The following is a 20,167-nucleotide window of genomic DNA, read 5'->3' as shown; positions in this document are numbered from 1 at the left end:
CACCATGATCGACGTCGAGACCGTCATCGCCGACACCCAGAGACTCATCGGCATCGAGTCCACCAACCCCGGGGTGCTCGAGGCCGACGCGGCCGACTGGATCGAGTCGCGGTTGCGCGGCCTCGGCCTCGACGTCGCGCGGCACCCGGTGCGGCCGGGTCGCGACAACCTGAGCGTGGTCATCCCGGGAGCCGACCGCTCGGCCCCGCGACTCGTGCTCGTCTCGCACATGGACACCGTGCCGATCGGCTCCGGCTGGACCCGCGACCCGCTCGGCGGGCAGATCGTCGACGGTCTGCTCTACGGTCGCGGCGCGTGCGACATGAAGTCCGGCCTCGCGCTCACGATCGGCCTCCTCGACGCCCTCGTCTCGACCGGCACCGTGCCGCCCGCCGACGTCGTGTGCTTCTACACCGTCGACGAGGAGGCCCCCGGGATGCTCGGCGCCTACCAGCTCGTCGAGGACGGGCTCCTGCGCCCCGACGACCAGATCCTCGCCCCCGAGCCGTCGGGGATGCGGCTGCGCATCTCCCAGATGGGGCTGCGCTGGATCACTCTCACCGTGACCGGGCGCATGGCGCACGCCGGTCGGGCGCACCTCGGGACGAACGCGGCCCACGTGCTCGCGCACATCATGGTCGAGCTCGAGGCCGCCTTCGAGGCGCTGCCCTTCGACGACGACATCCTCGGGCGGCCGCGATTCACGACCGGGGTCATCTCCGGCGGGGTCGCGACCAACGTCGTGCCCGCGCTCGTCACCGCCGAGCTCGACCTGAGGATCGTGCCGCCGCTCGTCCCCGAGGACGCCGTCACCATGGTGGAGCGCATCGCCGCCGACGTCGTGCGCCGCTACGACGGCGCCTCGTTCTCGATCGAGGCGCTCGGGGCGCGGAGGCCGCCGGTGCGGGCATCCGACGATTCCAAGATCGTCCGCGGGCTGCGGGCCTCGTACCTCGCCGTGGCCGGCCGGGAGCCCGAGGTCGGCGGGGCGGACGGTCACGAGGCCTACACCGACTCGGCGATGATCGCCGCGCTCACCGGCACCACCTCGTCCACGGTTCTCGGGCCGGGCGCGACCGACCAGGCGCACACCGCCGACGAGTTCGTCCCCGTCGCCGACCTCGAGCTCGGGTCCGCCCTGCTGTGGGACCTGGTGCAGTCGTGGTGATCCGGCTGCCCCAGTACGGGCGCTCGCAGAACGAGCTGCCGACCGTCGCGCAGGCGCTCGAGTTCCCCGCGATCCAGCGCGGCGACCCGGTCGTCGTCGCCGGGGCGGCCGGCCTCGGCCGCCGCGTGCGGTGGGTGCACATGAGCGAGGCCGTCAACATCGGCGGGCTCCTGCACGGCGGCGAGCTGCTGCTCACCATGGGCATCGTCTTCCCCGAGGACCCCGCGGGGCTCGCCCTCTACGTGGAGCGGCTCGTCGAGGCGAACGCCGCCGCCCTCGTCATCGGCCTCGGCCCGCGCTACACCGACCGCCTCCCGCCGGCCCTCGTCGACGCCGCCGAGAAGCACGGGCTGCCGCTCATCGCCCTCCGCCGCACGATCGCGTTCATCGACGTGACCGAGGAAGTGCACGCCTCGCTCATCGACGTGCAGATCCGCGACCTGCAGGCGTCGGAGAGCATCCACCAGATCTTCAGCGCGCTCGCCGTGCAGGGCAGCAAGCCCGAGATCGTGCTGCGGCAGGTCGCGAAGCTCTCCGGGTTCGCCGTCGTGCTCGAGAACCGATCCCGGCAGGTGCTCGCCTTCGACCCCGCCGAGCGAACCCCCGGCGACGTGCTCGCCGAGTGGGCGGAGCACGCCGGTCGGCCCCACCGCGCCGTGCGCACCTACTACGACCCGCTGAGCGGCTGGCTGCAGACGACCGTCGGCGCGCGGGGCAACGACTGGGGCCGGCTCGTGCTCATGGCGCCCTCCGCGGGAGCCCGCGACCTCGACGCCGCCCTCGACCCGACGATGACCATCCCGCGCTCGCTCATCATGCTCGTCGAGCAGGCCGCGTCCACTCTCGCCATCGGGCGGCTCGTCGACCGCGAGTCGCACCTGCTCGACCTCACGACCCACTCGAGCCTCCTCAGCCGGCTCCTCACCGGCGACGCCGATCCGGCCGAGCTCGACGAGCAGGCCACCGCGCTCGGCGTCTCGTTCCGCCGCATGCGCCTCGCCGCGTTCGCGTTCCGCTCGCGGGCGACCGGCGCCCAGGACCCGCGCGACCGGCAGCGCGCGCTGCGCACCCTCGCGAGCGCCATCTCCGACATCGCCCAGGAGCGCGGTCTCGCCTCGCTCGTCGCCCCCGTCGACGACTTCACGGTCGGGATGCTCACCACCGTCCCCGCGGGATCGACCGACCTCGAGGTGGGCGAGGCGATCGTCGAGCACCTTCGGCGCGACGGCACCGCGGTACTCGCGGCGGCGGGCGGAGCCGGTCGGGGAGCCGCGGCATCCCGCACCGCTCTCCTCGATGCGATCGAGACCGCGGGCACCGCCGCCAGCATGGGCGTCGACGAAGCGGTCGTCACCGCGAGCGATCTCGGGCTGCGCGGGCTCATCCACACCCTGCGCGACGACCCGCGCGTCGTGCAGTTCGCCGAGCGGGCCATCGGCGACCTCGTCGACTACGACGCCCAGCACAAGACGTCCCTCGTGCCCCTGCTGCGGCACTTCCTCGATGCGGGACGCAACAAGACCGTTGCCGCCCGCAACGCGTTCGTCTCGAGGCCGTGGATGCACGAGCGCTTGCGCCTCATCGGCGACGTGCTCGGCGTCGACCTCGACGACGAGCAGTCGTGCGTCACCCTCCAGGTCGCGCTGCTCGTGCTCGACACGCAGCGCGAGCGGTCCGAGTCCCAGCGGAAGGCATCCCCGTCATGAGCTCCCCCATCGGCCCTGCCACCGCCGCCGTCCGGCGCGCTCTCGACGCGATCGCCTCCGCCGACCGGCCCGAGGTGTGGATCTCGCTGCGCGCCCCCGAGGAGCTGCTCGCCGAGGCGGCAGCCCTCGACGCCGGGCCCGAGCTGCCGCTGCGCGGGAGCATCCTCGCCGTCAAGGACAACATCGACGTCGCCGGACTCCCGACGACCCTCGGTCTGCCGCTGTCGCGCCGCCCCGAACCCGCGGCGACGGATGCCCCGGCCGTCGCCCGACTGCGCGCGGCCGGCGCGATCGTCATCGGCAAGACGAACCTCGACCAGTTCGCCACCGGCCTCGTCGGGACCCGCAGCCCCTACGGCGCCGTCCGGAACGCGCTGTGGCCGTCGCGGATCTCCGGCGGCTCGAGCTCCGGCTCCGCCGTCGCCGTCGCGCTCGGGATGGCCGACCTCTCGCTCGGCACCGACACGGCTGGCTCGGGACGGGTTCCCGCCGCCCTCAACCGCATCGTCGGCATCAAGCCCACCCTCGGGCTCGTGCCGGTGCTCGGCATGCGCGACGCCTGCCGCCCCTTCGACACGATCACCGTCTTCGCGCGCGACCTCGCGGCCGGAGCCGCTGCGGCGGGCATCATGGCCGGGCCCGACCCGGCTGACGGCTTGTCGCGAGTCACCCCCGCGGATGCGCGGCTCGCCGCCCCCGAGAGGCCCGCGCTCGGCATCCCTCGCGAGGAGGACCTCGGCTCCCTCGACGCCGCCGCACGGGAATCGTGGGATGCCGCGATCGCGCGCTGGGGTTCCGTCGCCGAGCTGCACCCGATGGACATCTCCCCGCTGCTCGCGACCGCGAAGCTGCTGTACGAGGGCGCGATCGTCGCCGGGCGATCCGCCGCAGCGGGCGAGTTCATGACCGACGAGCACGGGCTCGACCCGACCGTCGCCGGGATCGTGCGGCGGGCCGCCGCCGTGACGGGCGCCGAGTACGTGCGCGACCGAGCGGCGCTCGAGTCGGCGCGGGCTGCGGCGCTCGTCGCGCTCGACGGTCTCGCGGCGAGCGTGCGCCTCGACGGGCTCGTGATCCCCACCGCGCCGGGCCACCCCACGCTCGACGACGTCGCCGCCGACCCGCTCGGCGTCAACGCGTGGATGGGCACGTTCACCAACTTCGTGAACCTCCTCGACCTGGCCGCCGTCGCCGTGCCGTTCGACGACGGCGCCGACCGAGGCTTCGGCACGACGATCGTCACTCGCGCCTTCGAGGACGGCGTCGCCCTCGACCTCGCCGCGCGGTTCCTCGGAGAGGAGGCTCCGTCCGGACTCGGCGACGACGGTGTCGACCTCGCCGTGTTCGGGGCGCACCTGCGCGGGCAGCCGCTCAACCGGCAGCTCGAGGAACTGGGGGCGCGGTTCATCCGGACCATTGCGACGGCCGAGTCCTACTCGCTGTTCGCGCTCGACACGGTGCCGCCGAAGCCCGGGCTCGTGCACCGTCCCGAGGGCGGGGCATCCATCGCCGGGGAGCTGTGGCGCCTGTCGCCCGGTGCGCTCGGGGAGTTCCTCGCCGCGTTGCCCGCGCCGATGACGCTCGGCCGGGTCGGGCTGTCCGACGGCTCCGAGGTCGTCGGGTTCGGATGCACGCCCGCGGCGCTCGACGGCGCCCGGGACATCACGGCGCACGGCTCCTGGCCGGCGTACCTCGCGTCGCGCTGACGCGGGCGGGGTGTCATCCCGAACCTGCGCATTTCGGCGCGATCCGGACGCCGCGGCGCTCGGATTCCGCCGCACGCAGCGGATTCGCTGAGCTGCTCCGGTCAGCGCGCCGTGTACCCGCCGTCCACGACGAGCTCCGTGCCGGTCACGAACGACGCGTCGCCGGACAGGAGCCACGCGGTCGCGGCCGCGATCTCCTCGGGTCGGGCGAAGCGGCCGGCGGGGTGCATCCCCTCGACCATGGTGCGGAACTCGGGATGCGGCGCGAACTGGTCGCGCGTCATGGGGGTGTCGACGACTCCCGGGCAGACGGCGTTCGAGCGGATGCCCTGGGCCGCGTGGTCGACGGCGATCGCGCGGGACAGCCCGATGACGCCCGCCTTGCTCGCGCAGTAGGCGGGTTCGTCCGCCGTGGCAACGAGCCCCGACATCGACGCGTGGAACACGAGCGACCCGCCCGCGGGCATCCGCAGCACGGCGTGCTTGGCGACGAGGAACGCGCCCGTGAGGTTGACGGCGAGCACCCGGTTCCACTGCTCGAGGGTCGTCTCGGTGAGGCGCACCTCGAGGGCGATCCCCGCGTTCATGACGGCGCCGTGGAGCGCTCCGAACCGGTCGACGACCTCGTCGAGGGCGGCGGCGACGCTCGATTCGTCGGTCACGTCGCACGCCAGACCCAGGGCGGGGGATGACGCGCTCGCGCGCTCGACGGACAGGTCGAGCGACACGGCCGTCGCCCCCTCCTCCGCAAGCCGCCGCACCGTGGCGGCTCCGATGCCCGATCCGCCGCCCGTGACGACGATCACCCGTTCCGCGAGCCTCATCCGCTCTCCTTCCGACCCTGCTCCCACGCTAAGGCGCGGGCCGGTGCCGCGGGCGGGCGGGGGCGCATTCGCTACAGAGTGTCGGCTGGACCCGGCCGCCGGGCTACCGAGCGTCGGCGAGAGACAGCGCCATCGCGACCGGCTCGGTGCTATGACGGCGTAGCCGCGAGCACGCCCGCGGAGTACGCTCGGCCCTGTGACCGGGCGGCCGTGGCTGGGACTCGCCGCGGGCGCCGTGGCGTTCGCGGCCGGCCTCGCTGCGGTCTGGCCTCTCGCGTCCGCTGTGCTGGCGGCACCCGCATCCTCTCGCCCCGCGTGGCCGGCGACCGCGCAACCGCTCGTCGTGCAGGAGGTGCTCTCCGGCGACTCCGTCGTCTTCACGTCGACGCGAACCGGCCCGCAGGTCTCCGATCTCGGCACGATCACGGTGCGGCTGATCGGCATCGACGCCCCGAACTTCCCCACGAGCCGGGAGTGCTACGCGGAGGAATCGCAGGCCGCCCTCGCCGCGATGCTGCCGGAAGGGTCGATCGCGTGGGTCGTCACCGACGAGGTGCTGCAAGACGAGGGCGGGCGCTGGCTCGGCTACGTGTGGTCGGGCGAGGGCGACTTCGTCAACGACGTGCTCGTCGCCAACGGGATCGTGCGCCCCTACGAGATGGCGCCGAACGAGGCGTTCTGGCCGATCCTCGCGCAGAGCGCGGAGGAGGCGTTCCGACGCTCGGCCGGGCTCTGGTCGGCGTGCTCGTGAGCCCCGGTAGGGTGGGCGCATGACGGATGCTCAGACCCCCGCTACCTCGCCCGCCGTGCCCGCCGCCCCCGAGAACGTGAGCCGGGGCACCCTCTTCGCCCTCGCCTCTATCCCGGCGGCCGTCGTGCTCTACGCGCTCGTGGGCGGGCTCTTCGGCGGGTTCTTCGGCCTCGCCGCGCTGCTCGTCCCGCCGATCGCCGTCTGGCTGTACGAGAGGGGCGCGGGTGGTCCGCTCAGCCGCCGGGGCTGGCTGCCCGTCATCGGGATCACGATCGGCTCGCTCGTCCTCGGGATCCTCGCGGGCTTCGTGGGCGCCGCCTACGCCTCCTACACGGCCGTCGGAGGCAAGGAGCTCTTCGGCTCCGCGTTCTGGACCACCGTTCGCATGCTGCTGAGCTCGCCGGATGCCCTGCTCCCGATCCTGCTCGGTCTGGGCTTCGGCATCGTGGCGCTCGTGGGGCTGTTGCGTCGGCCCCGGCCGGGCGCACCCGCGCAGCAGTCGGCCGCGCCCCTCGAGCAGCCTCCGGCGCCGCCGCAGGCCTAGCGCGTCAGTGCTCGGCGCCGCGCCCCCACCGCACGGCGAACACGAACAGCACGCCGATCCCGGTGGCGACGCCGAGCAGCGCGGTCACGGGAGAGGCGATCATGAGCACCTGCAGGAGCGCCCAGTCGACTTGCGACGTGGGGCCCTGATCGTTGAACCCGCTGCTCACGAGCGACGCCATGCCGAGGCCCGCGACCACGAGCGCGACGGCGACGGCAGCCAAGGCGACGAGGAACGGGTTGAGGCGCCGGGCATCCGGATCGGACTCCGGCTGCGGCTCGGCAGTGACGACGATCCGGTCGGGCGCGGCGGGCCGCGCCGGCTCGGGGGCGATCGTCGCCGCGGGCTCGGGACCGTCCCAGCCGCGCTGGAACGCCGGGTCGAAGCGGGGGTCGAAGCGCGAGTCGCTCATCCCGCCACGCTAACCCGTCAGCCGCGGGCCGTCCAGACGAGGTAGCCGGTCCAGATGGCGGGGATCGCCAGGATGACGATGCCGATGGCGACCCACCCGAGCACCTTGCCGGCCCGCCGCGGCCGTCGGACCGCAGCGATGCCGAGCGCGATCGCGGCGAGGAAGAACACGGTGAAGAACAGGACGCCCAGCACCGCGAGCAGCCCGTAGATCCACATCGCGGGCACGAACGACGGATCGCCGGGCGGTGCGCTGCGCACGACGAGCGAGAGGACGTTGAGCAGGATGAGGAACGGCACGGGAATCAGCGCGATCGTCAGGGCCGCGACGCCCCAGGCCTTTCCGGGCGGCTGGCTGCTCAGGATGCTCATTCCGGAACTGTACCCCCGTGCCTCGCGAGTTGCGGGTTACGCAGCTTCCGGGTGCCGAATCCCGCGCTCCAGGCTGCTCAACTCGCAACTCGCCGTTGGACGAGGTGCTCGCGCGCGACTAGGCGACGGGCTGCACCGGGGTGAACGCCGACGCCGCCGGTCGCGCCAGCAGTCCGCGCGTGATCCCGCGGACCACGAGCACGGCGAGCGGCGCCGCGGCGAGCATGAGGATGTCGCCGACAACACCGATCGTCATCGAGACGAGGTACACGTCGAGCGACTGAGCGAACTGGTAGACCCGGGCGGAGATCTGGAGCACGGCGTTGCCGACGACCCACAGCAGCCACCAGACGATGAGCCACGACGGGCGGGTGAGCCCGATCGCCCGCCACAGGTCGGAGACGTTCTGGTAGGGGAAGAAGAGGCTCACGACGGGGATGAACCACGAGCCGGCGTGCCATCCGGCGGAGCGGCGGGTGAGGCCGGGCAGCTGGCGGGCGACGCGGAACTGCCACACCACCCACACGACCGCGGTCGCGATGAGCACCAGCAGGCCGAGGATGCTCACGACGAGCGTGAACTGGTCGTAGGTCGTCAGGAGCGGGGAGGCTGACGCGTCACCGCCGAGGTAGCGGGTCACCGCGGAGATCCCGAAGAGCTCGACCGCGATGGTGGCGAGGTAGACCGCGCCGGTGACGAGCAGCAGCACCTGGGCGGCGAGCGCGAGGCGGGGGATGCTCGGATCCGGCGCGGGAGGCAGCACGGGCGCCGCGGGCGCCGCCTCGGGGACGCGGTCGAGCTGCCACTGCGCCCCGTCCCACCAGGCCTGTCGGCCGGAGCCGTCGGGAGAGGGGTACCAGCCGGCGGCGGGCAGGGGCGTCGAGTCTGTGGTCACCGGCTCACTCTAGCGAGCGGGAGCGACGGGAGCGAGACATCCTCAGTCCGGCGCGCCGTCAGCGCTTGTCGAGCCCGGCCCCGTAGACGGCGGCCTGAGTGCGCCGCTCCATTCCGAGCTTCGCGAGGAGGCCGGAGACGTAGTTCTTCACGGTCTTCTCGGCGAGCTCGAGCCGATCGCCGATCTGGCGGTTCGTGAGGCCCTCGGCGATGAGCTCGAGGATCTGCCGCTCGCGCAGGCTCAGGGCATCCGTCGGGCCGGATGCCGCGGCCGCCTGCTCCACGACGCGCTGCGACACCGCGGGCGCGACGAGCCGCTCGCCCTTCGCCACCCGCCGGATCGACTCGAGGAGCCCCTGGCCGCGGATGTCCTTGAGCACGTAGCCTGCCGCGCCCGCGAGCACCGCCGTGCGGCTCGCCTCGTCGTCGTCGTACGCGGTGAGGATGAGGCACGCGACATCGGGATGACTCGACCGGATCTCCCGGCACAGGTCGATGCCGCTCCCGTCCGGAAGCCGCACGTCGAGCACGGCCACGTCCGGGGACACGGCCGCGATGCGCGGGAGCGCCTGCTTGAGCGTGCCCGCCTCGCCGACGACCTCGAGGTCGCGCTCGGCGTTGATGAGCGCGGCGACGCCGTTGCGGACGATCTCGTGGTCGTCCACGAGGAACACGCGGGTCATCGGCTCTCCTTCACGGGCGCGGTCCACGATAGTACGGTGCCGCCGGTCGGCCGCGCGGTCGTGGTGAACGACCCGCCGCGGCCCTCGGCGCGGGTCGCGAGGTTCGCGAGCCCGCTCGAGCGGGCGGGGGCTTCGGGCATCCCGACACCGTCGTCGACGATCTCGATGCTCACGACGCCGCGACCGGCGGTGACCGTTACCGCGGTCTCGGTGGCGCCGGCGTGCCGCGCGACGTTGGAGAGCCCCTCCCGCACGACGGCGACGACATCGTCGGCGAGGTCGGGGTCGACGAGCAGGTCGACGGGGCCGGCGAACGACAGCCGCGGCGGCTCGGGCAGGATGTCGGCGAGCTCCCCCACCAGGTCGAGAACGCGACGGCGCACCGTCCCGCCGGTCGCCGGGGCGGCCGTGATCGCGAAGATCGCGGTGCGGATGTCGGCGATCGCCGCATCGAGCACCTCGACCTGCTCGGCGATCCGCGAGGCCGATGCGGAGTCGACGCGACCGGCGAGCGCCTGCAGGCTGAGCCCGGCCCCGAACAGGCGCTGGATGACGGTGTCATGGAGGTCGCGCGCGATGCGGCTGCGATCCTCGAGGAGCGCGAGGCGCTCGCGGTCGGCGCGGCCCTCCGCGAGGCGCAGCGCGAGGCTCGCCTGGCCGGCGAAGTCGGCGACCGTCCGCAGATCGTCCTCCCGGAAGCGCGGCCGCCCCGGCCGGCGCGAGACGGCCAGCACGCCGGTCGCCGTGCCGGCGAGAGCAACGGGAACGGCGATCGTCATATCGAGTGGGAGGTCTCCGAGCGCGGGGTTCGGCGCGAGGATGGGCTGCCCCGCCTCGAGCGCGCGACCCGCGACGGAGCCGTCGGGAGCGAAGGTGCGGCCGAGGGCGGACTCCGCGAGGTCGCCCCACGCGAGCTCCACCCGCAGCGAGTCGGCCTCGGCGGGGACGACGATGCACGCGAGGTCGGCGTCGGCGAGCATCCCGACTCGCTCGACGAGGATGCTCAGCGAGTCGTCCACCTGATCGGAGAGCAGAACGGCCGTGATCTCCGCCGAGGCCTCCGCCCAGCGCTGCCGCCGCCTCGTCTCCTCGAACAGCCGGGCGTGGTCGATCGCCGCGCCCGCGGTCGCGGCGAGCGCCGTGAGCAGCTCCTGGTCCTCCGCCGAGAACGGGCCGTCGCGGTGGTCGCTGAGGTAGAGGTTGCCGAAGACCTCGTTGCGCACCCGCACGGGCACCCCGAGGAAGCTGTCCATCGGCGGATGCCCGTCCGGGAACCCGCTCGAGCGCGGGTCGTCCCGCAGGTGCTCGAGCCGGATGGGCGACTGCTCCTCGATGAGCGCGCCGAGCAGCCCCCGACCGCGCGGCAGGTGCCCGATGCGCTCGACGAGGTCGGGCTCGAGACCGACGTGGATGAACTGCTCGAGCATCCCGTCATCGCCGATCACGCCGATCGCGCCGTAGCGCGCGCCGACGAGCTCGACGGCGGCTTCGATGATGCGCTCGAGCACGACGGGCAGGTCGAGCTCGTCGGCGACGAGCTTGCTCGCGCGCAGCAGGCTGCGCAAGCGGGACTCGGTCTCGAGCACCTTCTGCGCCTGGGCGAGCAGGTCGGCGATGGTCTGCTCGAGGTCGGACCGCGGCCCGTCCGGGAACGTCAGCGGATCGCTCACTCGTGGCCTCCTCCCCACGTAGGACCTTAGGCCCTGTCCTGCCCCTCCCGCGAGTGAAAGTCTGTCATAGCACCCAGGGTGGCGAACGGATCGGAGACACGAATCTCGGGGGAGAGGGCATCCCCGATCACCGCTCGCCAGCCGGGGAGCACGGGGGATTGACGGCGGGGGGCCGTCACAGGCGGCGACGAGGCCGCGGGCGCCGTTCGGGTCGGCGCGCGCGACCTCGTCGCGGACCGCGCACCCGGCACCCGCGCACCCGGCATCCGCGCACCCGCGCACCCGCGCACCCGCGCACCCGCGCACCCGCGGGACCTTCGGCCCTGGCCGCCGCCGCTCGCGTGGGAAACGCTGGAGCGGAGGAGGACGGCATGACGATCCTGGTGGGCATCGACGGGTCCACGCCCAGTCGGAGCGCCCTGGAGTGGGCGGTATCGCGGGCGAAGTCGCTCGGCGAGCAACTGCGGCTCGTCCACGTCATCGACGACGAGTGGGGAATCGCCGGACACGATGTCGCCGAGGCCGCAGAGGATGCCGCCGCCGACGTCATCGAGTCCGCCCGTCGAGCGGCCGCCGGAGTGCCCGTCGACGAGCTCGTCCTCCACGGCAGCCCCGCCTGGACCCTCGCCGGCATCACCGGCCCTGACGACCTCGTCGTCGTGGGCACTCACAAGACGGGCTTCCTCCACGGTCGCGCCCTGGGCAGCCGCAGCATCGTCGTCGCCTCCCTCTCGGCGGGCTCGGTCGCCGTCATCCCCGACGCGGCCGTCCCGCGCACGCGACAGTCGATCGTCGTCGGCGTCGCGGCGGGCTCGTGGTCGACGGCCGTCGCGTTCGGCGCGGCCGAGGCCGCGCGCACCGGCGAGGAGCTGCTGCTCGTGCACTGCGTGCCGGAGGACGCCCCCGCGAGCGCGGTCGAGGACGGCCACCGGCTCCTCGAGGAGGCGCGCGGCTTCGTCGCCGAGCACTCCGCGGCCGCCCACGTGCGCAGCCGGATCTCCCGCCGGCCGCCGGCCGTCGCCCTGCTGGACGCCTCCCGCAGCGCTCGACTGCTCGTCGTCGCGCCCACGCGCGGGTCGGTGGACCGCGGGGGGTTCCTCGGCTCGGTCACCCACGCGATACTGCTCAACATCACCTGTCCCGTCGTCATCGCGCGCTGACGGGCAACCGAGGAGGCTGACATGGCCGAACACCTGATCCTGGCTCTGGATGACTCGGCCGGCAGCGACGCCGCCGTCGACTGGGTCATCTCCCGCTCCGACACCCACGACCTCGACCTCGAGCTCACGATCGTGAAGGAGACCGTGCGACTGCCCCACGGGGAGCGCATGGTTCTGTCGAGCACGCCGTTCGAGGAGCTGCTGCACCGAGTCGCCGGACGAATCCTGGCCTCGCGGCCACTGCTCACCGCTCGGCTGGTCGTGCGGGAGGGGCATCCGGCTCGCGCGCTCATCGCAGCGAGCGAGCGGGCGGCGCTTCTCGTCCTCGGCTCGGACCGACCGGGCGCGCTCGTCGGGCTCGTCAACGGCACGGTGCCGCTGCAGGTCGCGAGCCGGGCGCGATGCCCCGTCGTCGTCGTGCCGCGCGATCGCGCCGGCGGGAGCGGCCGCGTGGTGTGCGGCTGGACGGACGACGGCACGGGCGACGCCGCGCTGGAGTTCGCGGCCCGCGAGGCCCGGGCGAGCGGCGAGTCGCTCCACCTCGTGCACGCGTGGCGGGTGCCGCTCCTCGCCGAGTCGGGCGTCACCGCCATCGGGGCGGCGGAGCTCGCCCTCGACGAGGTGGCCGCGGCCGCCGCGAGCGCCCTCGAGGAGGCGGCGCGCGGCGTGCGCGCCGCGCACCCAGGGCTCGAGGTGACGACGGAGGTGGCATCCGGGTCGGCCGCGCACGCAATCGTGGACGCGGGCCGGGATGCCTCGCTCGTCGTCGTGGGTAGCCACGGTCGATCCGCCCTCGGCGGTCTCCTGCTCGGCTCGGTCAGCCACGACGTGCTGCTCGCGCTTCCCGCTCCGGTCGCGGTGGTCCCCGCGCCGGAGCCCATCACGGTGCTGCCGGAGATCGTCGACGAGGACCTGTGAGCGAGGCGCGGCCGCTCGCCCTCCGCTATCCGTGGGTGCTCGCGACGATCGTCGTGGCGGCGGTGGCGGGCATCCTGCTGCTCGGTCCTGCCGCTCCCGCGTCGCGCTGGGTCGCGACCGCGTTCGCGGCGACCGTGGCCGCCCGGAGCCTGTGGTCGATGGTCCAGGAGCTCCGCCGCGGCACTTGGGGTGTCGACATCCTCGCCGTGACGGCGATCGCGAGCACGCTCCTGCTCGGCGACTACTGGGCGGCACTAGTCGTCGTCCTCATGCTCACCGGCGGGGAGGCCCTCGAGGACTACGCGGCGCACCGGGCGCGAGGAGAGCTCGACGCGCTGCTCGCCCGCTCGCCCCGGCAGGCGCACCGCGAATCCCGGCCGGGAGTGACCGACGACGTGGCGGTCGCCGACGTGCGCTCCGGGGACCTCCTCGAGGTCCGACCCGGGGAGGTGGTGCCTGTCGACGGGTCCATCGTCGGCGAGGGGGCCGAGTTCGACGAGTCGTCCCTCACCGGCGAGAGCCTGCCGGTGTGGCACGGCGACGGCGCCGCGGTGATGAGCGGCTCGGTGAACTCGGGCGGCGTCATCCGGCTGCGCGCGACCGCGACCGCCGCAGAGAGCCAGTACCAGTCGATCGTCGCGCTCGTGGCCGCCGCCGCGGGCTCGAAAGCGCCCTTCGTGCGGCTCGCCGATCGGGTCGCCATCCCGTTCACGATCGTCGCGTTCCTGATCGGAGGCGTCGCGTGGGCGGTGTCGGGTGAGGCGGCTCGCTTCGCCGAGGTGCTCGTGCTCGCGACGCCGTGCCCGCTGCTCATCGCCGCTCCCGTCGCCTTCATCGCGGCGATGAGCCGGGCCGCCGGCCTCGGCGTGATCGTCAAGAACGGCGGGGTGATCGAGCGGCTCTCCCGCATCCGCACCGTCGCGACCGACAAGACCGGGACGCTCACGCGCGGGCAGCCCGAGGTGTCGAGGGTCGAGGGACTCGTCGGTTCCGAGGACGACGTCTTACGCTGCGCCGCCTCCCTCGAGGGGGACTCCGCGCACGTGCTCGCGAGGGCGGTCGTCGAGGAGGCGTCGGCCCGCGGCATCCCGGTCCCCGTCGCGGAGGGCGTGCAGGAGGAGGTCGCGCACGGCGTGCGGGGCGTCGTCGACGGTCGGCCGTGCGCCGTAGGGCGGCCGGGATTCGTCGCCCCGGGTGCCGTCGCCGAGTGGCCCACGCCTCTCCAGCCGGGCGAGACCGCCGTGTCCGTCGCGGTCGACGGCCGGCTCATCGGCAGGGTGGTGCTCACGGACCGGCTCCGTCCCGAGGCGGCCGACACACTGAGGTCGCTCCGAGCCCTCGGGGTCGGGCGAATCGTGCTGCTCTCCGGCGACGCGCAGGAGACGGCGGAGCGCATCGGCGAGGAGGTCGGCGCCGACGAGGTGCACGGCGGACTCCTCCCCGCGGACAAGGTCGCGCGCGTCGCCGCCCTCCAACCGCGGCCCGTGATGATGATCGGCGACGGTGTCAATGACGCCCCCGTGCTCGCCGCCGCGGAGGTCGGAGTGGCGATGGGCGCCCGTGGCGCGACGGCGGCGAGCGAGTCGGCGGACGCCGTCGTGCTCGTGGAGGACCTGTCGCGCGTGCCCGACGTCATCCTGCTCTCGAGGCGCACCATCCGGATCGCGCAGCAGAGCATCGGCGTCGGCATCGGCCTGTCCGTGGCGTTCATGCTCGTCGCCGCGTTCGGCTTCGTCCCGGCGATCGTGGGCGCCGCCATCCAGGAGGGCATCGACGTGATCGCCATCCTCAACGGGCTGCGCGCCGGGGTCCGCGGCCGGCGCCGCTAGGCCCGTCGCCCGGCCGCCTGGGTCGGGACCGGGGCGGCGCTACGCCTGACCCACCCCGTTTCTCAGGAATATGCCGCCGCCGTCGACACTATCCAGTCGGCGGGGGCGTATTCCTGAGAAACGGGATCAGTCCTCCCCTGTGACCGCGGCGGGCTCGGAGTACCCAGGTGGCGGCGTGCTCCCCGTGACGGGGTAGTACTCGCCGATGCTGGGCACATGGATCCCGTCGCTCTCGTCCGGGCCCACGGCCTCGTCGCTCCCCGATCGCTCCTGCTGGATGCCGGGGCCACGCCCTGGCAGATCGAGAAGGCGCTCACCGATCGACGTCTCTTTCGGGTTCGGCGGGCGTGGTACGCGGTTCCGGATGCCCCTGCCGACCTGGTGCGCGCCGTTCGAGTCGGAGGGTCCCTGACCGCCGTGTCCGCCGCTGGTCGCGCGGGCCTGTGGACGATCGACGATGGCCTCCTCCATGTCTCCGTCCCCCGGAATGCGGCTCGCCTACGGTCGCCGGATGATCGGCGCACGCCGCTCGGTGATGACTCCGACCGCGTATGCGTGCACTGGCGACGAGTCCCCGGGGCCACAACGCGGCTGATCGAACCGCTCCCGAGCGCACTCATCCATGCACTCGAATGCCAGCCCGAGGAGCACGCCATCGCACTCTTGGACTCGGCGATGGACAAGGGGCTCGTGACGCGGCGGGAGCTCGAGATCGCATTCGGAGACCTGGCGCCCCGCTATCGCGATGCACTCTCCCGCGCCGATGGTCGCGCCCAGTCAGGGACCGAGACCTTGGTGCGTCTGAGGTTGCGGGCGCGAGGCATCCGAGTCCGAATCCAGGTTGAGGTCGGGCCGGATCGGGTGGACCTGCTGGTCGGCGAACGCCTGGTGATCGAGTGCTTGAGCCGCGAGCACCACACCGGTGTCGAGAACTATGCCCGGGACCGCAGTCGCGAGTTGCGGATGGTCGACGGCGGGTACTTGCAGCTGACGCTGTCGTACGAGCAGGTGATGTTCCAGTGGCCGGAGGTCGAGCGAGTCATCCTGCGACGCCTCGCCGACCGCGACCACCTCTGGCCGCGTACGCGCTCCTGACCCGCCCCGTTTCTCAGGAATATGCCGCCGCCGTCGACACTATCCAGTCGGCGAGGGCGTATTCCTGAGAAACGGGGTCAGGCCGCCAGCACCCGCGGCCGCGACGGCGGCGGCTCCGCGCGGCCGGTCGAGCCCGACCGGGCGGCGCTACGCCGCGACGGCCGCCGCCCCGAGGGACACTCGCGAGTCGTCGGCCCGCACGTCGTCCGCGTGGTGGGTGACGAGCACCACGATGCGGTCCGCGAACGCGCGGCGCACGTCGGCGAGCAGCGCCTCCGCGGTCGGCTCGTCGAGGTGGGCGGTCGGTTCGTCGAGCAGGATGACGCTGCGCCTCGACAGCAGGGTGCGGGCTATCGCGAGCCGCTGCCGCTCCCCTCCCGACAGCCGCGAACCGCGGGATCCGATGCGGGTGTCGAGCCCCTCGGGCAGCGACTCGAGCAGGGCCCCGAGCCCCGCGCCGCGCAGAGCGGCGACGAGCTCCTCATCGCTCGGCCGATCGTCGCGGGGGCGGCCGAGGAGCAGGTTCGCTCGCACCGTGGAGTCGAAGAGGTGCGCCTCCTGCGGGCACCACGCGACGGCGGAGGCGAGCATCCCGGCGTCGGCGACGCGACCGTCGAGCAGGATGCTCCCGCGCACGGCCGGCAGGCTGCCGAGCAGCACGCTCAGGAGGGTCGACTTGCCCGACCCCGAGGGTCCGTCCACGACGAGCCACTCCCCGCGGCTGACCGTCGCGGTCACGCCGGAGAACACCGCCGGCGCGCCCGGCCACCCCGCGGCGACGTCGTGGACGGCGAGGGTGGTGACGCCCGGGTCGGCGCCCGGCGCGACGGGAGAGGCATCCAGGTCGAGCTCGGCGGTCTTGGCGAGCGCCGCCGTGAGGGCCGGCCAGTGCGCGATCGCGGCGACCGCCGACAGCAACGGCTCCAGGAGCGCGATGGGCAGGAGCACGAGCACGGCGGCGAGCGCGGCGGGCAGCTGCGCGGTCGCGGCGGCGGAGAGCATCCCGAGGGAGCCGAGGCAGCCCGCGAGGAGAACGAGGGCCGCCCCGAGCCCTTGCGCGAGGGCGACGCGACGGCTCGAGCGCGCGGCGGCCTCGTCGAGCTCGGCGAGCCGGGCCCGCACGCGCGAGTCGACGCCGTTGCCTCGCAGGTCGTCGGCGGCGTCGAGCGCGGCTCCGAAGAGGCGCAGGATGCCCGACCGCTCGCTCAGCCGCTGCGACTCCGCCGCGCGGTCGGCGAGCACGGAGGCGGCGGGTGCGACGAGGAGCGCCACGGCGAGCACGATCCCGAGCGGGACGAGCGCGGACGGCAGGATGAGGGCGGTCGCGATGACCGCGCCGACCGACACGAGCACCCCGCTCGCGGCGGGCACGACGATGCGCGGCACGAGGTCGCGCACGTCGTCGGCGGCTCCGACGAGGTAGTCGAGTGCGGTGCCCCCGTTCTGCAGCGCGCGGGAGCTCGGCCCCTGGGCGGCGAGCGCCGACCACAGCCGCGACCGCAGCCGCCCTGTGGAGCGGAACACCGCGTCGTGGGTGACGAGCCGCTCGCTGTAGCGCAGCACGGCCCGGCCGATGCCGAAGAATCGCACGCCGACGATCGCGACGAGGAGGTACATGATGGCCGGCATCTCGGATGCCCGCACGATGAGCCACGCGGACACCGCGGTGAGCGCGACCGCGAACCCGGCCGCGAGCGTGCCGAGGAGGATCGCCGCGAGGTAGCGGCCGAGCGCCGGACGCACGAAGGCGGCCAGGGCGCCGACAGAACTCGCGAAGCGCCGCTCCGCGCTCGCCGCCGCCGGCGCCGGTGCACGCACGCGTCCGTCGCGCCGGATCTCCGGGCCGGTTGCGGCAGCCTCGGGCGAGCGCACGCGTCCCGCCCCGCCGGTCGCGTCGAGCGCGATGCGCTGCCCCGCGAGCCCGACGACGCTCTCGTCGTGCGAGGCGACGACGACGGTCGCGCGCTCCCCCGCCCAGCGGATGAGCGACACGACCGCAGCGGCGGAGGCGTCGTCGAGGTGCGCGGTCGGCTCATCGAGCAGCACGACGTCGGCACCCGAGTCGACCCGCAGCATCGCCCGGGCGACGGCGATGCGGCGCAGCTCCCCGAGGCTCACTTGCACGGGGTCGGCGTCGGCGACGCCGAGCAGACCCAGCCGGCCGAGCATCCACTCGACCGCGAACTCGTTGTCGGCGTAGGTCGCGAGCTCATCCCGCACGGTCGCCCCGACGGTGCGCGGATGCTGCGGCGCCCACGCCACCCGCGACGGGTCGATGCCCTGCACCCATCCCGTCGCGCTCGCGTCGAGGCGGCCGGCGAGGGCGCGCAGCACGGTCGACTTGCCGGACCCGCTTGCCCCGGTGAGCGCGACGACGCCGCGCACGGGGAGCGTGACGGTGAGCCCCTCGACGATCGGCTCCCGCCCGTCGAAGGCGATCGTGAGACCGCGCACGGCCGGGTCCCCCGCGGTGCGCGGGAGGGTGCGGCGCGGCGGCGCGTCGATCACGGCTTGCGCCGATTCGAGGGCGGCGAGACCGGACCGGGAGGCGTGGAAGGCGGAGCCGAGCTCGCGGAACGGCGCGAAGCACTCGGGTGCGAGGATGAGGGCGAGAAGTCCCGTCGCGAGGGTGAGGTCGCCGCCGAGCATCCGGATTCCGATGAACACGGCGACCACGGCGACGGAGAGCGTCGCGATGAGCTCGAGCACGAGCGCGGAGAGGAACGCGACCCGCAGCGTCGCCATCGTGGTGCGGCGGTAGTCGTCGGAGATCCGGTCGAGCGCCTCCGCCTGCTCGCGCACCCTGCCGAGGCCGACGAGGACGGGGAGTCCGCGGGCGAGCTCGACGACGTGGTCGGAGAGCCGGTCGAGGGCGGCGGTCGCGGCATCCGTGCGCTCCTGCGTGTACTTGCCCACGAGGATCATGAACACGGGGATGAGCGGCACCGTGAGCACGATGATGAGCGCGCTCACCCAGTCGGCGAGCAGGATGCGCGCACCGATGAGCAGCGGGATGACCGCGACCGAGGTGATCGCGGGCAGCACCGCGGTGAAGAAGTCGTCGAGCGCGTCGAGCTCACGGCTGGCGAGCGCGGCAGACGAGCCGACCCGCGGCGCCCCGCCGAGGAGCGCGTCCGCGAGTTGGGCGCGCACGCGCTCCTTCGTGCCGATGGCAGCGCGCGCGGCGGCCGCCTGGGTGGCCCAGGCCGCGCCGGCACGAAGGAGCGCGGCACCGACGCCGAGCACGAGGGCGTCGCGCCAGGCGGTGTCGCCCGCGGCGAGGGATGCCACGCCCCGGGCGACGGCCTCGGCGAGGAGCACGAGGCCGAGGGCCTTGACGGCCGCGAGCGCGCCCAGAACGTAGGTCGCCCCGCGCGGCACCAAGGCCCCCAGTCTCATCGTGCCGCCGAGCCGATCGCCGGCTCCACCTCGTGCGCGTCGGGGATGTGGTGCTCGCCGAGCCGCCGGCGGAACACCCAGTAGCTCCAGCCCTGGTAGAGCAGCACGAGCGGCAGGCCGATCGCGGTCACGATCGTCATGACCATGAGCGTGTAGTCGCCGCTGGAGGCGTTCGACACGGTGAGGTCGTAGGCGCGGTCGATCGACGACGGCAGCACTACCGGGTAGACGGCGGTGAAGATCGAGGCCGCCCCCAGGGCGAGGAACGCGGCGACCCCGGTGAACGCGCGGCCCTCGCGACCCGCTCGGGCGCTCACCCACGCGAACACGACCGCGACGACGGCGAGCACGACGAGCGCCCAGCTGACCCAGTCGCCCGACTGGAACTGCACGATGAGCACCCACGCGACGATCGGCAGCAGGAGCAGGGGCGACCAGCGGACGAGGATGCGACGCGAGCGATCCCGCACGGTGCCGACGGTCTTGAGCCCCAGGAAGGCTGCCGCCTGCACGTAGCAGAAGCCGACCACGGCGAGGCCGCCGATGACGGCATAGACCGTGAGCCACGCGAAGGGGCCGCCGACGCGGTCGCCGTTCTCGTTGATCGGCAGGCCGGTCGTGGTCAGGGCGAGGGCGGCGCCCACGCCGAACGCGGCGGTGAAGCTGCCGAGGCCGAACGCGCGGTCCCACCAGCGGCGCCACCGGTCGGTGGATCCCTTGCCGCGGTACTCGATCGCGACGGCCCGGAAGATGAGCCCGAGGAGCACGATCGTGAGCGGGATGTACAGGCTCGAGAACAGCGAGGCGTACCACAGCGGGAAGGCGGCGAAGGTGCCCGCTCCCGCCGTCAGCAGCCACACCTCGTTGCCGTCCCAGACGGGGCCGATGGTGTTGAGCATGAGCCGGCGCTGCTTCTCGTCGCGCGTGGTGGTGAGCAGGTGCATCCCGACTCCCAGGTCGAATCCCTCGAGGATGAGGTAGCCGACCCAGAGCGCCGCGATGGCGATGAACCAGATGGTGGGCAGGACGTCCATGAG

17 protein-coding genes are annotated in these 20,167 nt (G+C 73.7%); 9 read left to right on the top strand and 8 right to left on the bottom strand.

The features are described 5' to 3' along the window. The first annotated feature begins 4 nt into the window (after positions 1 to 4). From Q5716_RS11190 to atzF, 3 genes are read left to right on the top strand one after another with little or no spacing between them, the layout of a single operon-like run. Entirely contained in the window at positions 5 to 1,168 is a 1,164-nt protein-coding gene (locus tag Q5716_RS11190) for a M20 family metallopeptidase (protein WP_305003221.1), read from the top strand. Further along, positions 1,165 to 2,874, top strand: coding sequence for a PucR family transcriptional regulator (locus Q5716_RS11185; protein WP_305003220.1), 1,710 nt, complete (start codon positions 1,165 to 1,167; stop codon positions 2,872 to 2,874). Before Q5716_RS11190 ends, Q5716_RS11185 begins: the two co-directional genes overlap by 4 nt. After that, entirely contained in the window at positions 2,871 to 4,580 is a 1,710-nt protein-coding gene (atzF, locus tag Q5716_RS11180) for an allophanate hydrolase (RefSeq protein WP_305003219.1), read from the top strand. Before Q5716_RS11185 ends, atzF begins: the two co-directional genes overlap by 4 nt. Positions 4,581 to 4,681: 101 nt before the next feature. Here the strand turns inward: atzF and Q5716_RS11175 are convergent, their stop codons facing one another. After that, entirely contained in the window at positions 4,682 to 5,404 is a 723-nt protein-coding gene (locus Q5716_RS11175; RefSeq protein ID WP_305003218.1) for an SDR family NAD(P)-dependent oxidoreductase, read from the bottom strand. A gap of 196 nt (positions 5,405 to 5,600) precedes the next feature. Here Q5716_RS11175 and Q5716_RS11170 point away from each other — a divergent pair, with 196 nt between their 5' ends. Then, positions 5,601 to 6,155: a thermonuclease family protein gene (locus Q5716_RS11170; protein WP_305003217.1), complete on the top strand. Its 555-nt coding sequence runs from the start codon at positions 5,601 to 5,603 to the stop codon at positions 6,153 to 6,155. Positions 6,156 to 6,174: 19 nt separating this feature from the next. Further along, positions 6,175 to 6,699: a hypothetical protein gene (locus tag Q5716_RS11165; RefSeq protein ID WP_305003216.1), complete on the top strand. Its 525-nt coding sequence runs from the start codon at positions 6,175 to 6,177 to the stop codon at positions 6,697 to 6,699. Between the two features lie 4 nt (positions 6,700 to 6,703). Here Q5716_RS11165 and Q5716_RS11160 read toward each other — a convergent pair whose 3' ends face one another. The 5 genes from Q5716_RS11160 to Q5716_RS11140 form a co-directional block, all read right to left on the bottom strand. Next, complete coding sequence (locus Q5716_RS11160; protein WP_305003215.1) at positions 6,704 to 7,111, bottom strand: hypothetical protein; 408 nt, start codon at positions 7,109 to 7,111, stop codon at positions 6,704 to 6,706. A gap of 17 nt (positions 7,112 to 7,128) precedes the next feature. Continuing rightward, entirely contained in the window at positions 7,129 to 7,482 is a 354-nt protein-coding gene (locus Q5716_RS11155; RefSeq protein WP_305003214.1) for a hypothetical protein, read from the bottom strand. A gap of 118 nt (positions 7,483 to 7,600) precedes the next feature. Beyond that, the gene (locus Q5716_RS11150; protein WP_305003213.1) at positions 7,601 to 8,377 is read right to left on the bottom strand and encodes a DUF4328 domain-containing protein; all 777 of its coding nucleotides are present in this window, start codon (positions 8,375 to 8,377) and stop codon (positions 7,601 to 7,603) included. 58 nt (positions 8,378 to 8,435) lie between these two features. Then, complete coding sequence (locus Q5716_RS11145) at positions 8,436 to 9,059, bottom strand: response regulator (protein ID WP_305003212.1); 624 nt, start codon at positions 9,057 to 9,059, stop codon at positions 8,436 to 8,438. Continuing rightward, the gene (locus Q5716_RS11140; protein WP_305003211.1) at positions 9,056 to 10,729 is read right to left on the bottom strand and encodes a sensor histidine kinase; all 1,674 of its coding nucleotides are present in this window, start codon (positions 10,727 to 10,729) and stop codon (positions 9,056 to 9,058) included. The genes Q5716_RS11145 and Q5716_RS11140 overlap by 4 nt, the downstream gene beginning before the upstream one ends. Before the next feature lie 371 nt (positions 10,730 to 11,100). Here Q5716_RS11140 and Q5716_RS11135 point away from each other — a divergent pair, with 371 nt between their 5' ends. The 4 genes from Q5716_RS11135 to Q5716_RS11120 all read left to right on the top strand — a co-directional run bounded on the left by Q5716_RS11135 (position 11,101) and on the right by Q5716_RS11120 (position 15,731). After that, positions 11,101 to 11,889, top strand: coding sequence for a universal stress protein (locus Q5716_RS11135; RefSeq protein WP_305003210.1), 789 nt, complete (start codon positions 11,101 to 11,103; stop codon positions 11,887 to 11,889). Between the two features lie 21 nt (positions 11,890 to 11,910). Continuing rightward, positions 11,911 to 12,807 (top strand): universal stress protein, encoded by an 897-nt coding sequence (locus Q5716_RS11130; RefSeq protein WP_305003209.1) that lies wholly within the window; start codon positions 11,911 to 11,913, stop codon positions 12,805 to 12,807. After that, on the top strand, positions 12,804 to 14,636 hold the full coding sequence (locus Q5716_RS11125; protein WP_305003208.1) for a heavy metal translocating P-type ATPase: 1,833 nt from the start codon (positions 12,804 to 12,806) through the stop codon (positions 14,634 to 14,636). Before Q5716_RS11130 ends, Q5716_RS11125 begins: the two co-directional genes overlap by 4 nt. 216 nt (positions 14,637 to 14,852) lie before the next feature. Beyond that, the gene (locus tag Q5716_RS11120) at positions 14,853 to 15,731 is read left to right on the top strand and encodes an endonuclease domain-containing protein (RefSeq protein WP_305003207.1); all 879 of its coding nucleotides are present in this window, start codon (positions 14,853 to 14,855) and stop codon (positions 15,729 to 15,731) included. A 147-nt stretch (positions 15,732 to 15,878) separates the two neighbouring features. On the opposite strand, the gene cydC is transcribed toward Q5716_RS11120, so the two are convergent. After that, the gene (cydC, locus tag Q5716_RS11115; protein WP_305003206.1) at positions 15,879 to 19,130 is read right to left on the bottom strand and encodes a thiol reductant ABC exporter subunit CydC; all 3,252 of its coding nucleotides are present in this window, start codon (positions 19,128 to 19,130) and stop codon (positions 15,879 to 15,881) included. Continuing rightward, positions 19,127 to 20,164, bottom strand: a complete 1,038-nt coding sequence (gene cydB, locus Q5716_RS11110) for a cytochrome d ubiquinol oxidase subunit II (RefSeq protein ID WP_305003205.1) — start codon at positions 20,162 to 20,164, stop codon at positions 19,127 to 19,129. Before cydB ends, cydC begins: the two co-directional genes overlap by 4 nt. Between the last annotated feature and the right edge of the window lie 3 nt (positions 20,165 to 20,167).

The sequence above is a fragment of the Antiquaquibacter soli genome, assembly GCF_030580675.1.
Taxonomy (GTDB): Bacteria; Actinomycetota; Actinomycetes; order Actinomycetales; family Microbacteriaceae; genus Rhodoglobus; species Rhodoglobus soli.
The sequence above is the reverse complement of the archived record's forward strand: the minus strand, read 5'-3'. Positions and strand labels throughout refer to the sequence as shown.